17 protein-coding genes are annotated in these 13,459 nt (G+C 66.7%); 2 read left to right on the top strand and 15 right to left on the bottom strand.

Annotation, left to right across the window (positions count from 1 at the left end; all coding sequences use genetic code 11):
- Nucleotides 1-16 precede the first annotated feature (16 nt).
- The 14 genes from ABN273_RS16105 to ABN273_RS16040 form a co-directional block, all read right to left on the bottom strand.
- Complete coding sequence (locus tag ABN273_RS16105; RefSeq protein ID WP_349449628.1) at nucleotides 17-190, bottom strand: hypothetical protein; 174 nt, start codon at nucleotides 188-190, stop codon at nucleotides 17-19.
- Nucleotides 187-2,061: a phage minor capsid protein gene (locus ABN273_RS16100; RefSeq protein ID WP_349449627.1), complete on the bottom strand. Its 1,875-nt coding sequence runs from the start codon at nucleotides 2,059-2,061 to the stop codon at nucleotides 187-189. Before ABN273_RS16100 ends, ABN273_RS16105 begins: the two co-directional genes overlap by 4 nt.
- A 1-nt stretch (nucleotide 2,062) precedes the next feature.
- On the bottom strand, nucleotides 2,063-3,634 hold the full coding sequence (locus ABN273_RS16095) for a phage portal protein (protein WP_349449626.1): 1,572 nt from the start codon (nucleotides 3,632-3,634) through the stop codon (nucleotides 2,063-2,065).
- A 46-nt stretch (nucleotides 3,635-3,680) separates the two neighbouring features.
- Complete coding sequence (locus ABN273_RS16090) at nucleotides 3,681-3,938, bottom strand: hypothetical protein (RefSeq protein WP_349449625.1); 258 nt, start codon at nucleotides 3,936-3,938, stop codon at nucleotides 3,681-3,683.
- A gap of 9 nt (nucleotides 3,939-3,947) precedes the next feature.
- Nucleotides 3,948-4,247, bottom strand: a complete 300-nt coding sequence (locus ABN273_RS16085) for a hypothetical protein (RefSeq protein ID WP_349449623.1) — start codon at nucleotides 4,245-4,247, stop codon at nucleotides 3,948-3,950.
- Between the two features lie 10 nt (nucleotides 4,248-4,257).
- Entirely contained in the window at nucleotides 4,258-6,006 is a 1,749-nt protein-coding gene (locus ABN273_RS16080) for a hypothetical protein (protein ID WP_349449622.1), read from the bottom strand.
- Between the two features lie 11 nt (nucleotides 6,007-6,017).
- Nucleotides 6,018-6,500 (bottom strand): hypothetical protein, encoded by a 483-nt coding sequence (locus ABN273_RS16075; RefSeq protein WP_349449621.1) that lies wholly within the window; start codon nucleotides 6,498-6,500, stop codon nucleotides 6,018-6,020.
- 186 nt (nucleotides 6,501-6,686) lie between these two features.
- Complete coding sequence (locus ABN273_RS16070; RefSeq protein ID WP_349449619.1) at nucleotides 6,687-7,976, bottom strand: PBSX family phage terminase large subunit; 1,290 nt, start codon at nucleotides 7,974-7,976, stop codon at nucleotides 6,687-6,689.
- On the bottom strand, nucleotides 7,973-8,467 hold the full coding sequence (locus ABN273_RS16065) for a hypothetical protein (RefSeq protein ID WP_349449617.1): 495 nt from the start codon (nucleotides 8,465-8,467) through the stop codon (nucleotides 7,973-7,975). Before ABN273_RS16065 ends, ABN273_RS16070 begins: the two co-directional genes overlap by 4 nt.
- A 35-nt stretch (nucleotides 8,468-8,502) precedes the next feature.
- A complete protein-coding gene (locus tag ABN273_RS16060) occupies nucleotides 8,503-9,240 on the bottom strand; it encodes a ParB/RepB/Spo0J family partition protein (protein WP_349449616.1) in 738 nt (245 codons plus the stop codon).
- Complete coding sequence (locus tag ABN273_RS16055) at nucleotides 9,240-9,500, bottom strand: hypothetical protein (RefSeq protein ID WP_349449615.1); 261 nt, start codon at nucleotides 9,498-9,500, stop codon at nucleotides 9,240-9,242. Before ABN273_RS16055 ends, ABN273_RS16060 begins: the two co-directional genes overlap by 1 nt.
- Nucleotides 9,500-9,787: a hypothetical protein gene (locus tag ABN273_RS16050; protein ID WP_349449614.1), complete on the bottom strand. Its 288-nt coding sequence runs from the start codon at nucleotides 9,785-9,787 to the stop codon at nucleotides 9,500-9,502. The genes ABN273_RS16055 and ABN273_RS16050 overlap by 1 nt, the downstream gene beginning before the upstream one ends.
- 37 nt (nucleotides 9,788-9,824) lie before the next feature.
- A complete protein-coding gene (locus tag ABN273_RS16045) occupies nucleotides 9,825-10,538 on the bottom strand; it encodes a GIY-YIG nuclease family protein (RefSeq protein ID WP_349449613.1) in 714 nt (237 codons plus the stop codon).
- A gap of 149 nt (nucleotides 10,539-10,687) precedes the next feature.
- Entirely contained in the window at nucleotides 10,688-11,473 is a 786-nt protein-coding gene (locus ABN273_RS16040; RefSeq protein WP_349449612.1) for a DNA adenine methylase, read from the bottom strand.
- A gap of 15 nt (nucleotides 11,474-11,488) precedes the next feature.
- Here ABN273_RS16040 and ABN273_RS16035 point away from each other — a divergent pair, with 15 nt between their 5' ends.
- Nucleotides 11,489-11,656, top strand: a complete 168-nt coding sequence (locus tag ABN273_RS16035) for a hypothetical protein (protein WP_349449611.1) — start codon at nucleotides 11,489-11,491, stop codon at nucleotides 11,654-11,656.
- Between the two features lie 418 nt (nucleotides 11,657-12,074).
- On the top strand, nucleotides 12,075-12,392 hold the full coding sequence (locus ABN273_RS16030) for a hypothetical protein (RefSeq protein ID WP_349449610.1): 318 nt from the start codon (nucleotides 12,075-12,077) through the stop codon (nucleotides 12,390-12,392).
- Nucleotides 12,393-12,519: 127 nt separating this feature from the next.
- Here ABN273_RS16030 and ABN273_RS16025 read toward each other — a convergent pair whose 3' ends face one another.
- Nucleotides 12,520-13,407 (bottom strand): tyrosine-type recombinase/integrase, encoded by an 888-nt coding sequence (locus ABN273_RS16025; RefSeq protein WP_349449609.1) that lies wholly within the window; start codon nucleotides 13,405-13,407, stop codon nucleotides 12,520-12,522.
- Nucleotides 13,408-13,459 lie beyond the last annotated feature (52 nt).

Below are 13,459 nucleotides of genomic sequence, written 5' to 3'. Positions count from 1 at the left end.
GACAGGTAATCCCAGGTCAGCGCCCGGCCGGCTGGGTCCTGCGGTAGATACGCACCCACAAGAGCGCGAGCGCGCGTTGACGGTTGTCCCCTATGGGGTCGTAGGGGCAGTCAGTGATCGGGCGGCGGTTCAGCGCCGCCCACCGCGCCGTGGTGACGGCCGCCCGGTGGTCAAGTTCCGACAGGCTCACCGGCGACTCTCCTTGATCAGCTTCGCCGCCCTCTTGTCGGAGGCGCGGCCCAGCATCTGTGCGCGGAACTCCACCAGCGTCATGCGGGGGTGCTTCTCCCACCACATCTTCAGCTCGTCGGAGGCCCACTTGTTGGCGACGTCCTGTCTGCCCGACAGCAGCGACCGGCCATCGATCCCCCGGCGCCTGCCTTCGGCGTTGACGAGCACTCCGCGGGTGTAGCGTTCGGCCGCGATGAACTGAAGCTCCAACCACTCATCGAACAGGCGGCGAACCACCTGGTCGAGGGTCTCGCCCGGCAGGCGCTGCGACTCGACGTGAGCGCGGGACTCATCCCGCCGCATCAGGTCCGGGTCCAGCCCGTACACCTGCGCGTACGCGTCGAACTCGTCCACGCCGTCATCGATCAGGTCCGCGACCGCGCGGTCCTCGGGCGTCTCCTCCAGATCCCAGCGCCAGTCCTGGTTCTGCTCGCGCCGGTCCAGCTCGGCCAGCAGCCGCTCCAACGCCGCATCATCGCCGGCGCGTGAGAAGCGCTCCACGAGCTCGAGAACCTGCTCATCGGTGACCTGGGCGAAGTCCTCGGGCAGCTCGCGGACGGCCGCATTCACCTGCTCGTCCCGCTGTGCTTCCCGGTCGGCGTCGCGCTGCTCCAGCACCTGCGTGACCCGGTTTACGGCCCCGGGGTCGTCGCCGTGCTGCCCGAGCAGCGCCGCCAGCTCCTCATCCGACCGCTTCTCCAGGTTCTTCGGCAGCACCTTGGCGCGCTGCCGGTCACGGCGGATCGGCAGTCCCGACTCCTTGGAAAGCTCTCGGATCCGCTCGTTCAGCGCCTTGACCCGCCGCTCAGCCCGGTCCCGGTCCTTCTTGTCCAGCGCCACCGACGCCTGCCGCCGCGCCGATCGAAGATCCCGCTCCAGGCGGCGCATCTTCTGCGAGTCGGCGTAGTCGGCCGGATGCTTGCGCACCGGGGGCCTCTTGGTGGCGCCCGGCAGGTATGCGAGGAGGTTGTGCCCGCATCCGGGATGCAGGAGGCCGGCCGTGCGGGCCTGCTCGACGCTGCCCTCCACGAGCACATCGATCATCTCGTCGGACACGTATGACAGTTCCTGCCGCCACCCGATGCGGCCCGACTGGGCGAGGATCTTCCCCTCCCAGGGAGAGCAACGAGAGCAAGTGAACGGCAGCCGGCTCACCATGACGAGATCGATGCCGTTCTCCTTCAGCGTGGCAAGATGCCCGTCCACCGCGGCGCGGGCCATCGCAGACCGCACGGCCATCTCCGCGTACGCGCCGATCGACCACGACCGGCCGGACGAGTCCGTGAACCCGGTGATGCCCTTGCGGGCGAACATGTCCAGTGCTCGGGCCGTCGCCTGCTCTCTCGTCTCCGCGCCCGTCAGCGCCCGGCCGGCCACCTGCGCGATCACCTGGGAGAACACGTCCTCTGTGGTGCGCAGCGCGCCCATGTGGACGGTCTGCACGCGCTGCACCGTCTGGCGGGCCAGCTCTATCACGCCCTGGCCCTGGCCGATCCGCTTGGCGTTGCCCAGGTGCGTCAGGTCCGTCGTCGCGCGCTGCACGCCGCGCCGCCAAGCCGCGTTGACGCCCGTCGTGACGAGCTTGTCCGACAGCCGCTCCAGGCGGCGCACCACCCGGTCAGCCTCCCTACGCAGTTCGCGCAGCTCCCCGAAGCGGACGCCCTCCCACTCGGGTTCGCCCAGACGCGCGGCCAGCGCCTCCGAGACGACGCGCAGCAGTTCCCGCTCCGCGTCGTAGTAGATCGCCGCCACGGCGCGGGCATGGTCGAGAGCTGCCTCGATCTGCTCCAGGTCTTGCTGCCCGAGGGCCTCGGCCGCCCCGGTAGTCACGTCAGTCCTCGCCGCTCGCGTCCGGGATTAGGACCTCATCGAGTCTGTCCGGGTCAGGTACGGTCAGTCCCAGTTCGTCGCGCAGCCTCTTGACCTCGGCTGTGACCTGATGGTCGTCCCATTCGGCGTGGACCAGGCGCACCTTGGACTCCAAGCTGATCGCCTGGGCCCGGTTGAACAGCTCAACGGTGCGCCCCAACGCCTCCGGGTCAGGTAGGACGCCGTCAGGCCAATGCACCTCCGCCCGTTCGGGCGTGACCTTCGTGCCCCACACGCCGAGGTCCACGGACAGCAGCGCTTCGGCGAGCCACTGCAGAGAAGGGGTCCAGTAGCCAGTCTTCCTGCCTCTGGTCGAGAAGGACTTGCGATCGCGACTGTGAATCTCTGTCGCGGTGAGTTGCCGACCAGAGCCGTCAGCCTCACCAAACGATGACGCGCTGTAGCCCGCGCCGCGAAGAATTTGAGCAATCAGAGCCTTGCCGGACTCGACATGTTCGGTCACGCGGATCGCGAACTGCGAGATTGTCAGCATGGCGTTCGGCGCGGTGCCGGGCGGCGGCAGCATGCCCAGGCCGGAGTAGATCTCCTTGTCCGGATCCCACGTCGCGCCCTTGCCGCGGCCGAGGTTCTCCAGGAACAGGTCGGGCACGACGATCCTGCCCTTACCGAGCCGGATGTCCCGCATGAGGCTCGTCCACACCTCGTCGAGGGCGTCCATCAGATGCTCGACGCCCTGATAGTCGGAGCGCCCGAGTGCCGTGCCCCGGATCAGGCGGTGTGGCCTCATGTTCGGCACGTAGTTGACGAGCAGGCCGCGCGGGAAGTAGGTGTCGAAGCCGCCCGTCTCGTCGACCTTGTCGGCGTAGATCTCAGTCTCCGGATGCTCGGTCAGAGGGATCGGCTTGCCGAGCTTGTCGGAGGTGCCCAGGTACAACCCGTGGTAGACGCGGCCCTTCTCGTGCCGCTCCAGGTGCCGCCACACCTGGCCCTTGTCGTCCTCGCGTAGGATCCGCCAAAACGTCACCGCGAAGATGGCGCCGTACCGAAACTCCGGAACAGCGGCATCCGGAGGAAAGACGGACAGCACGGGGTGGTCGTACATCTCCGTGTCCCAGCCGACTCGCAAGAACACCCCGCCGTACGCCGAAGAGACCTCCGCGGCCTCCAGCAGCGACCCGTAGATGCCCGCCTCATGCATGAGCGAGTCGAGTCGCTTCTGACCGTTCTTGCCCTTCACCCGCAGCGTCGGCGGCTCCGAAAACAGCAGGTCCGCCGACGTGGAGGAGATGTCGCCCGCGATCGGGATGTGAAGCTTCGTGTTCCGGACCTGCCCGGCCGGCGTCGGCGACCCCCAGAACCAGCGGCTGACTCGGTTCATGAAGCCGGTCACGCCCGGCTGCGGCCGGTCCCATCCCTTGGGGTCGAGGCCGATGCCGTGCACCTGGTTCGCGCCGTACACGCGCGCCAGATGATCAGGATCGCCTCCGTACCACGCCCCCCACTGCTCATAAAGCCGCAGCTCACGATGGATGTGCGGCGGCGGCCACGCCTGATCCTGCACCGGCAGCGGCATCTCACGCCCTCGCTCTTCTGTTGTTGATCGCCGAAACGTGGGCCGGTCAGGTCCGGACAGGCCAATGCCAGGTGCCCGGCTCAGAGCCAGGGCCGACGTTGTACTCGTGGAAGCCGCCTTGCTGGCCAGGCGTGAACACCCACAGGTGCACGTGGAAAGCACTGTCGAGCGGCGGGACCGCGCCCAGCCGCACGCCCTCGGGGTCGAGCGTCTCCACATCAGCGGTCACGATCGCCGCCCTCACAGCGTGCAGGCCCTGCTTACCCCGGTAGCGGACAATCCGCCCAGTCACCGGACGTTCCATGCGAACTCCTTAAATGATGTCGATGAGCCCCGCGGGCAGCACCGGCTGCTCGACGGTGGCAGTCACACGCACCCACGCCTGATAGGTGCCGTCCGGCCGTGCCACGGTCCCGCCCGGGCCGAACAGGACCCGGGCGGTCGCGCCGTGCTCGGTGACCGAATCGGGCTTCCACTCGGCGTCGTGCCAGTCGCCTTCAACGGGCTCCGCGCCGGGGACGGTGAACGCCACCTCGACCTGCTCCACGCCCGTCGCGCCGCGCACGAAGAACGGCAAGTACTCGCGCGACAGCGACGAGATCTTCTCCCCCACCACATGCTCCTTACGTGTGCGATGCGGACCAGGTGCGGCGAGGCGGGTCAACGCTCCAGCCGCGCGGGGCCAAACTGGCGCCCCACGTCCTTCGCGGGCCGTCAACGCCGGTGAACGGGCCACCGCGGTACAGCAGCGGCGTGATCGGCAGTGCCACGTCGGATTCGAGCGTGGTGACCAGGAAACCGCCGCTGATACGGGCTGCGGTGTCGGCCTCATGGGCCTGACCCGCGACCCGCCGTTTGACCTTCGTCACCGTGGCAGCCGCGCTCATCTCGGCCACGATGGCAAGCAGTCTGCGGCGCGCGGGCCGGACGGTTGGCGCTGACGCTTTCTCGTTGGCCGGTCCGACAGGCCGCGCCTTGGCAGCGGTGATCGGGAATGCGGTCTCGGCTGTGAGAACGGGAACGACGCGGCTGCCGCCACCGCTGACCAGCAGGGCCGCCAGTGCCTTCTCAGCGGCCTGGCCGATGGTCTGGGCATGACCTGGTCGTATGGTGCTCGTCGTCGAGATGTCGCCGGCCAGGCTGATGCCGCGCATCTTGATTCGGGTGAGCGGCGCGGTCGAGGCCGACTCCAGTGCTGGACCGAACAGACGGGCACGGACAGCTCTGGCGGGCCAGGAGGCGCCCTGCTCTACGGCCTGGCCAGGCTGCCTACGCTTGGCCCGGCCGATCGGCATCGCTTGATTGGCGTTGCCGGGCTGGCCAACGCTGCGGATGATCGTGGTGGGAAGCGGACCGAGCTTGGTCGGGCCGATCGCGATGTCGTCCAGGTACCAAAGCCCCGACGATTCGCGGGTGAGATGGAACTCGGCGTCCTTGGGCTTACCGCCGGGCCAGCTGACGGTGGCTGAGGTCACGTAGTCGCTGTGGGTGGTGGACTCTGGGCTGAGGTATGTCCAGACCTCGACCGTGCCAGATCCTGCTGAGTTGATTGTGTACCTCAGCTCGATCCGGACCCACTGTTGCGCGGGGATCGCGATGGCGGACGTCGCCGCGTTGGTGGTGGCTGCCCCGGTGTAGACGTAGATCCTGTTGTCGCTGTTGATGTACGCCTTGGACACAATGCCGGTGGGCCCAATCAGCGCGAACAGGCCCCGAAATCCTGTGAAGGCCCCGGTCCGATACAGGTACATCCGGGCGCAGAACACGTCACCGACCTGCGTGGCGCCCACCCAGTCGATGTGCGTGTCACTGCCGGACACCGAGTTGACCGCCGAAAAGCCCGACGAACCATGAAAGAAGGCGGTGGTGAAGGTCGGGCTGCCCTGCACGTTTGTGATGGCGTCGCCGCCCTCGCCCGAGAGTCCCGTGGTGATGGCCGTTCCGTTGAGTCCGCTGTTGAAGCTTTGCTTCATGACGCCGGGGACAGTGAACGTCAGGTTGTCGATCCAGGCCCTGTCAGCGCCAGCACTGCCCGAGGAGCTCTTGGCGTACCGAAACGTCACCGTCGAGACGCCGGTCACGTCGTACAGCGCAGATTGGGTCCACCCGGCCAGACCAGTGCTGAGAGCCGTCGTGCCCCCAATGAGGACAATGAATCGATCCGAAGCATCGCAATCGACCCTGTACCAGAACCGCATCGCCGTAGCCCCCGCAGGGACCGTCACCGTGGCGTCGGCCAGTTCACTATCGCCGATTTGTGGACTGACGAGCGAGTAGAGCCCTGTCTGGGACTGCAAGCCGGTCCGGTACCAGGGGCCAGCGATGGGCACGGCGTAGTCGTCGTCCTCGAAGTTCTCCAGGATGACCGGCACGTCGCCCCTCCTTATACGGGTGTGGCTCGGTAGAAGCCAGCAGCCGCGATCTGCGCGACCACGTCCGAGCCGTCCGGTGTGATCGGGAAGTCATGGGAGGTGAGTGGAATGATCTGCGCATCGGTGGAGGACGCCGCAGGCTTGTAGCAGACGACGAGCTTCGCCCATCCGCCTGAAGCGGCTAGGACGCCTGTCCAGGTTTGGTCCGGGATGTCGAGGTCCATCCGGTCGTTGGTGTCGTCCGGAGTGACCACGTTCAGGTCGGTCGCCGTCAGACTCTTGCGGACGTAGCCGTTGCCAACCGGCACCTCGTTAGTGGATCCGGCAACCAGGTCAGCCAACGTGTCCTTGTCGCGCAGCACCGCATCGGACTCGATGCCGGAGGCCGCCAGCGCGGCAATGACGAGAGTAGAGCCTGCCGGGTCGGCGTTCTTGACCCGCCAATAGAACTCGGCCACTCGACCAAGCGCGACGTTCATCACGAAATCAGCCACCAGGAGACTCCTTCAGATGCGTGAAAAGGTCAGGTCCAGCGGTGCGGCCCCGGCCCCGCGCTGCCCCTCAACAGCGGGGGCCGGGGTCGCACCGGGCGCTCGACGCGCGTACGGGGAAGCCGCGCGGAGCGACGCACCTCCGGGCGGCCAGGCCGCCACAACCGGCCGCATGTCCGGGGTGCGCGTCTAATAGACGGGGACGGGCTCGAGGAGCCGAAGCCAGGCCGCCTGTGTGGTGTGGAGGGCGTAGCGCAGGGCATCGACGGAGTGGTCATCGACCTTGACCGGCGAGTCCTCGCCCTTCTCGGCTTTCCGCTCGTCCCACGCGTAGCCGGCGATCTCGTCGAGGAGCCCGGCGCAGCTCTCGTGCACGCGTAGGTGGTCGGCTGAGATCACGTTGGAGACGGTCCGGATACCGTCAAGGACCGCGTTGTCGGCCTGGATGGGCCGGTAGTGGTCCCGGTACAGCTGCTGGATGAAGCTCGCCGCAGAGGGGTCCACAACCAGCCAGTCGGGCCGGACTCCGTGCGTCCCCGGGCCGTACGTTTCGGGGATGTGGTCCAGCCAGCCGGTCAGCCGCTCGCTGTACTCGCTATCCGTCAACTGGCGTCGTTCCGCACGCGAGTCGTAACGCAGCTCGGAGGCGACGTAGATGCGGCGCTGCCCCTCGCGGTCGGGGACGGACACGCCCAGCAGCAGCGCGGCGAACGGGTTCGCCGTGCCGTAGTCGATGCCGACCGACAGCCACTTCTCCATCAGCGGCAGTTCCCGGACGACGTGCTTGTCATCGTCGAACATGTCGTAGATGGCGCCCTCGGCCATGACCCAGCGGCCCTCGATGAAGCGCTTGTACCAGAGCCCGCTGTACTCGGACTTCAGGGCCTTGACGTACGCCGGGTCGAGGCTGTGGTTGTCGTCGAGGCGGAAGTGCCACGACCTCAGGTCGAGCTCCTGGGCCCGGTCGAGGAAGTCCTTCTTCAGCCAGTGCGACGGCGCGTCCGGGTTGGTGGAGCCGAACAGCTTCGCGCCCTTCACGCTGAGCCGCGACAGGAGCATGTCCCAGAACGCGCGATCAAGCAGGGTGATCTCGTCCACGTACGCGCCGGCCGCCGTCATACCTCTCAGCCGGTTCTCGGATCGGGCGTCGTTGGAGCTGATGATCTCGACGCGGCGGCCGAGGATGGTCGCGGTCGGGGCGCCACGCGTGTAGGTGATCATTTTTGCGATCGGGCCGGTGATCGCAGGGTCCGTGAGCGGCTCAAAGACGTTTCGGGCGATGGTGTCGCTCGTTTTGCCGACGATCACCAGGCTTCCACCGCGGGGAGCGTTCGCCACGAAGATCACCCAGCGGATCAACGAGGCGATGGTCTTCCCCGACCGGATGGCCCCCTGCCATAGGTTCAGACGAGCCGTCGACTCGGCGATGCTGCGCTCTTGCTTCGGCGACAGCTTGACCGCCATGGCGAGCGCGCTCATACCTCGCCGCCGGCGTCGTCGTACTCGATCTCGCCCTGAATGACGTCGGCCTGCACGATGAAGTCCGTGTCAGGGTCGGGCACGCGGTGCCGCTCCTGCAGCTGGAGCAGCATGTTGCCGAGCAGGCTGGCCATGTCGTTGTCGGCCGCGCCGTTCCGGTGGATGAGGTCCAGGCCCAGCAAGCTCGACCGCTTGTTCACGATCTTCAACGCGGCTTCGACGGCATTGACCTCGCCCTTGATCACCTTCGGCCAGACCGACGCCATCATGCGGTCAAGCCGGTTGATCTCCAGGTACAGCAGCTCCTCGGCCGCCATCTGCTCCTGCTTGGCCGCCTTCTGCAGGGCCCGCGTGACGTCACTGCTCGCCGCCTGCGGGCTGGAATAGCCCAACCGCTCCGCAATGAGCGTGGGACTCACGCCGGCGATGCGCATCTGCAACGCCTGGTGGCGGCGCTTGGAGATCTCCAGCTTGCGCTGCTGATCGGCCATGAGGGAGCCGCCCTCCTTATTCGTATGCGATACCGCTAACGTTCTGAGTGAGTCCTCAGCGCCGCGAGCACGATCTCAGCCAGCGAAGCGTCACCGTCCCGGGCGCGGATGCGGTCGAGCAGCTCCGTCACCTCCTCGTGCTGAGCAGCCGTCAGGGTGACGATCAGCTCCACCGTCATCCCGCTCTTCGGCCGAGGCGCGGCCGCAGGCTCGGCCGACGCAGGGCCATACTCGTCATCCTCGTCGGGCTCTTCGTCCTCGAGGTCGCCGCCGCTGTCGTCGCACTGGTCCTGGTCGTCATCGGCCGGGGCCGGCACGGGCCGTGTCGGTGGCTGCGGTGTGGCAGCCTCGTCGGCGATGACCTCGACCTCGCCCGCCAGGTCGTCGAGCAGGTCCGCCAGGTCCTCGTCGCGCCAACCTGTGCCGTCGAGCTCGGGCAGCCCTTGCAGAAGCTCGACAAGCTTGGTGTCGTCGTACCCGCCGAACTCTCCGAGCCGGTTGTCGGCAAGAAGGATGCGCAGGGCTGCGTCGTCGTCTACGTCGAGTACCACGGCGGGGATCTTCTTCAGCCCGGCCTTGGTGGCGCCGCGCCAACGGTGCTCACCCGCGATGATCCGCATCCGCGACGACTGTACGACGACTGAGCCGTAGAAGCCGAACCGCTTGATCGAACCGGCGATGAGGTCTACGTCGCCCCGGTGGGGGTTGTCAGGGTGCGGCTCCAGCTCGTCAACCCGGACCATGCGGTACTCCTGCGTGGCGATCTCCGCCATCACATCCCCTCCGCAGGTGGCGAGGTGACATCGTCGAACGGCACGTGATCCACCACGTTCGGCAGCTCGGGCTCGACAATCTCGACGGTCTGGTTGGTCACCCAGATGCCCCTGGCACCGATTTGCTCGGCGAACACTGCCAAGGCAGGTTCCGACCAGCCGCCATTCTCGTACTGCGCCTGGTCCACGATCAGCGCGAACGGCTCCTCTGACACGCCACCGAGCTCTATCAGCGGCAGCCGCAGCACCTGGATACGCACTACTCGGCCACCGCCGCGTAGCCACGCTCGAAGACCGACCGCGACGTCGGCCAGAACGCGCCGGCGCCGTCGTGCACAACGAAGTCGCCCAGGTAAGCGCGCCGCATACCCTCGGGGGTCTGGATGTCGATGTACTCGGCACTGCGGCCTCGGAGCGCAGGCTGGCCGACGATGCTCTTCAGCTTGGAGTTCTCGTTGATCCACTTCACAATGTCGTCCACGTCGAAGCCGTTCACCTCGACTGCCTCGACGATGTCGTTGGTCGGGTTGTAGTGCTTGATCTCCATCACTTCTCCGTTTCGCTCGTCGCCCAGTAGCCACGCATCAGGCCACCACCGCCTCAGCGTGTGCCAGGAGGCCATCGAGCCTCTGCTGCGCCCGGTTCATGTCGTCGATCTGGCGTCGGATTGCCTTGCAGTCGCGAAACCACTCGCCTTCAACGCGGTGATCGGCGAACAGCAGATGGAACGCCTGCTCCTGGTTCCGGCCGCCAGGCGTCGTGGCCAGGAGAGTGACCGGGCCGATGGTCATCCCGGTCGGCATCGAGCTGCCCTTGCCGATGTCGGCGATCCTCTTGCGCGGGTTCTCCGTCGTGCCGATCTTGATGAGGCCCTCGCGTTCGACGAAGTACACCACCGACCCTGAGGTACCCGCCTCGCGCTGCCGTCGCGCCGCCACCGCGGGTGGACGCTGTGAGTCCCGCTCCAGCTCACGCTTGGCGTCCCGCAGGACGCGCCGGAACAGCTCCGAGTACAGGATCGGCACGTTGCCCAGTTCCATCCGCCGGATCGCGGCCACCAGTTCGTCGCTGTGGTCATGGCGGCGTTCATGCTGGAAGCAATACGCCTCACTGCCGTACAGCCTCCGTGTGCACCTGCGTGTGCCGCGCAGGCCGACGCTTGGTTCCAGGCACTGGGTGAGTCGCGGCGAGCGGCAGCCGTGCTCCGCTTGATCAACTTCGTCGGGCCCATACAGCAGCTCGGCCCACATGCAGGCAGAGCAGCCGGGCCGCTCCTCCGACCCTTCGTTGCCGGACATCTGCCCGGTATCGATCACGAGGAAGCGTGCGGGTTCTCCGCACGTGGGGCATCGCCTCGATGAGGACATGACGATCTCCGAGGAGTAGAGGGGCATGCAAAAGGCCCCGAAGCTGTGCGGCTTCGAGGCCCGAGAGAAGGGGCGCAGGTCTACCGGTTGATCCACACCGACTCGACGGCGTGGCGCCGCTCGTCGGAGGAGGATGCCCGGACGCGGTAGTCGACGCGCCTCCACCCGGCGAGCAGCTCGTCGTACATGGCCGAGCGATAGCCGGACAGCACGACAGTGCTCTTGCACCCGGAGAGGAGCTGGAGGAGACGTTCGTGCTCGGGCTCGCGGTCCATCTCTTTCACGTAGTGACCGGACCCGAAAACGTTCCGCGTGGAGCGGAGGTAGGGCGGGTCCACATACATCGCGGTCGTCGGCGAATCCATGCGGCCGATCAGCTCGAAGGCGTCGCAGTTCTCGACGAACGCCTCCCGCAGCCTGGCTGCGTGCCAGCGCAGCGCGGCGGCGGCCCGCTTCGAGCCGGCCGGGTTGTTCACGCGCGTGCGTGACGTCGGCCGCCGCCAGGACGCGCCGGCCTCACCGCTGCGGGACTGCGTGCACTGGACCCACCAGCGACGAGCGCGCTCCAGGTCCGGTGCCGTGGTGTCTCCGAGCTTGGCGGCCTGGTGCTCGGCGCGGGCGTACGGCGTCAGCTCGATCGCGCGAATCAGTGCCCGCGGCTGGTCGCGCAGGGTGCGCATGAAGGCGACGAGGTCGCCGTTGATGTCGTTGATCGTCTCGATCTGGACGGGCTTCTTGGCGAAGAACACCGCGGCGGACCCAGCAAACGGCTCGCAGTACACCTCGTGCGGCCCCAGCAGTTCAGCCAGGAAAGGGGCCAGCCTGCCCTTGGCGCCGTAGTACTGGAACGGAGGGCGCAGCGCCACGGGACCCTCCTCGCTATGGTGACGGAGTGGACGATTAGATCAGGCGTACGAACCGGTCGCACCTACGACGAGGAGGCGTATCCGGTCGCGATACCGCCACTGGTCACGTACTCGCCGCTCGACGAGTTCGACGACCGGGCCGTCGAGGCTAGTGTCAACGTGTTCCAGCACCCCGTCTACTAGTTGTTCGCGTAGCGTCGCAGAACAACGCGATTTGAGGAACATATGCGTCTTCGCTATGTAACGTAGCGATCGCACAGGTATGTCGAGCCGGGCGAAATGGCCAGATTCACATGGGAACATCACAGGAGGATTTGTTAAATTGTCCAACACATCCAAAGGCAGCCTGATCCGCCGCCAGGTCAGCATGGCAGCAGCGGCGATCTTGACCGGAGGGCTGTTGACCGTTTCTCCTGTCCCCCCGGCGAGTGCCGCCGCTCTCGCTCCGGCCGCCCCCCTCTCTCGCCCTAACCTTTCGCCGACACCCTCCCCATCCCCTACTCCCGACCCGCGAGTAACGCCACCGAACTGTGCCGGCCGCTCTAAAACCTACAGAGTGAGAGTATGGCCGAGGAAGGTGGGCAGGAGTAATCCAAGGATCATGAACGACGGCATTCTGAGATGCGGAACCAAGGAATGGGGCTACCGGCACATTGCGCACCGCTGGAGCAAGTCGTTCGAGGGCCGCATTAAAACCACTCTTTACAGGTGGGACAAGTTTGGGGCGGAGAACAATCGAAGGATCTATTGCCTCAAGGTCGCGGCCAGCGTGACGCGGTATTGGTTCAAAGTCGTCTGGACCTCGGCAGAGATTCCGGGTGCCGGTTACAAGCGCTTCTACATCATCACCGCCACCTGGGATTCCAGGCAGGCCGGCATCCCCGAGGACCAGAAGTCGGGCTGTGCCAAGATCAAGTGAGGTCAGAGAACTCGTGGCCGTAATGCCCCCGTCGACCGTCCCCAATCGGGCAGACACGAGAGCCGATGAGACAAGCGACACGGTCGGTGTCTCCCTCGGCCGTACCGGGTTATACCGGGTTGAAACACTACTCCACCGCCGCCGCGACCAACTGGGAAGGATCCCGTTCGAGCTGGTCCGCCGTATGTAGATAAATCATCGTTGTGTTCAAGCTCTCATGATCGAGAGCTTCCTTGATGTCCATCGGGTTCGCACCCAAGTCCTTGGCGATCGACGCCCAGGTGTGCCGGAGCACGTGCGGCGTTACCTTCGATTCGATCCCGGCCTGGCGCCCGATCCGCGTCACCAGCTCCGACGCTGACGACCGATAGAACCGGCCACCAGTGTCCGTGACGAAGATCCGCCCCTCCAGCTCGGCCACCTCGACGCCAGCACGGCGCGCCCGGTCCTCCAGGTAGCGGTCGAGCGCGTACGCGGCCTCCACTGGCAGACGCCTGATCTTCGGCTTGTCGCCCTTGCCGACGATCCGCAGCGTCCGCACCCCGCGCGCCCAGCCGAGCGCGCCGAGCTCGGCCGCGATCGCCTCCTCCACCCGGATCCCGGTATGGACCAGAACCCGGATGAACGCCGCGGTGCGCAGCCGGGCTGGCCCGAAGTCCGCGTCGGCCGCGGCCACCAGGCGGTGCGCGTCATCGCGAGTCAACGCGGTCGTCTCGCTCCGGTTACGCTGGACCTTCGGCCGTCGCGTCGCCTTGAACCGGTTGGCGTCGATCACTTCCTCGTCAACCAGGTAGTCGTACCACGACGACACCGCCGAGAGGCGCCGCGCCATCGTCTTCGCAGGGATCGACGCTCCGGCCTGGAGTTCAAGCCACCGCTTGTAGACGTCACCGTGAGACTTGCGCGCCTTGAGCGGCTCGAGCCCCGTTTCGGTGCAGAACGCGAACCACCGCATGATCTCGCGCCGGTAGGCGTCGCGCGTGTTCCGCGAGTCGAATGACAGCAGCCACGCCATCGTCGTGTCCTGAGCGAAGCCGAGCAGAGTCGGCGGGAAGACGATCCCACCC

Origin of the sequence: Nonomuraea sp. B19D2 (assembly GCF_040137845.1) — a bacterium.
GTDB lineage: Bacteria > Actinomycetota > Actinomycetes > Streptosporangiales > Streptosporangiaceae > Nonomuraea.
The sequence above is the reverse complement of the archived record's forward strand: the minus strand, read 5'-3'. Positions and strand labels throughout refer to the sequence as shown.

What these genes read in the sequence shown, in the direction of transcription:
- ABN273_RS16095 (WP_349449626.1), bottom strand. Translation starts at nt 3,634, where the DNA reads ATGCCGCTGCCGGTGCAGGATCAGGCGTGGCCGCCGCCGCACATCCAT.
- ABN273_RS16090 (WP_349449625.1), bottom strand. Translation starts at nt 3,938, where the DNA reads ATGGAACGTCCGGTGACTGGGCGGATTGTCCGCTACCGGGGTAAGCAG.
- ABN273_RS16070 (WP_349449619.1), bottom strand. Translation starts at nt 7,976, where the DNA reads ATGAGCGCGCTCGCCATGGCGGTCAAGCTGTCGCCGAAGCAAGAGCGC.
- ABN273_RS16065 (WP_349449617.1), bottom strand. Translation starts at nt 8,467, where the DNA reads ATGGCCGATCAGCAGCGCAAGCTGGAGATCTCCAAGCGCCGCCACCAG.
- ABN273_RS16060 (WP_349449616.1), bottom strand. Translation starts at nt 9,240, where the DNA reads ATGGCGGAGATCGCCACGCAGGAGTACCGCATGGTCCGGGTTGACGAG.
- ABN273_RS16050 (WP_349449614.1), bottom strand. Translation starts at nt 9,787, where the DNA reads ATGGAGATCAAGCACTACAACCCGACCAACGACATCGTCGAGGCAGTC.
- ABN273_RS16045 (WP_349449613.1), bottom strand. Translation starts at nt 10,538, where the DNA reads ATGTCCGGCAACGAAGGGTCGGAGGAGCGGCCCGGCTGCTCTGCCTGC.
- ABN273_RS16035 (WP_349449611.1), top strand. Translation starts at nt 11,489, where the DNA reads ATGGTGACGGAGTGGACGATTAGATCAGGCGTACGAACCGGTCGCACC.
- ABN273_RS16030 (WP_349449610.1), top strand. Translation starts at nt 12,075, where the DNA reads ATGAACGACGGCATTCTGAGATGCGGAACCAAGGAATGGGGCTACCGG.
- ABN273_RS16025 (WP_349449609.1), bottom strand. Translation starts at nt 13,407, where the DNA reads ATGGCGTGGCTGCTGTCATTCGACTCGCGGAACACGCGCGACGCCTAC.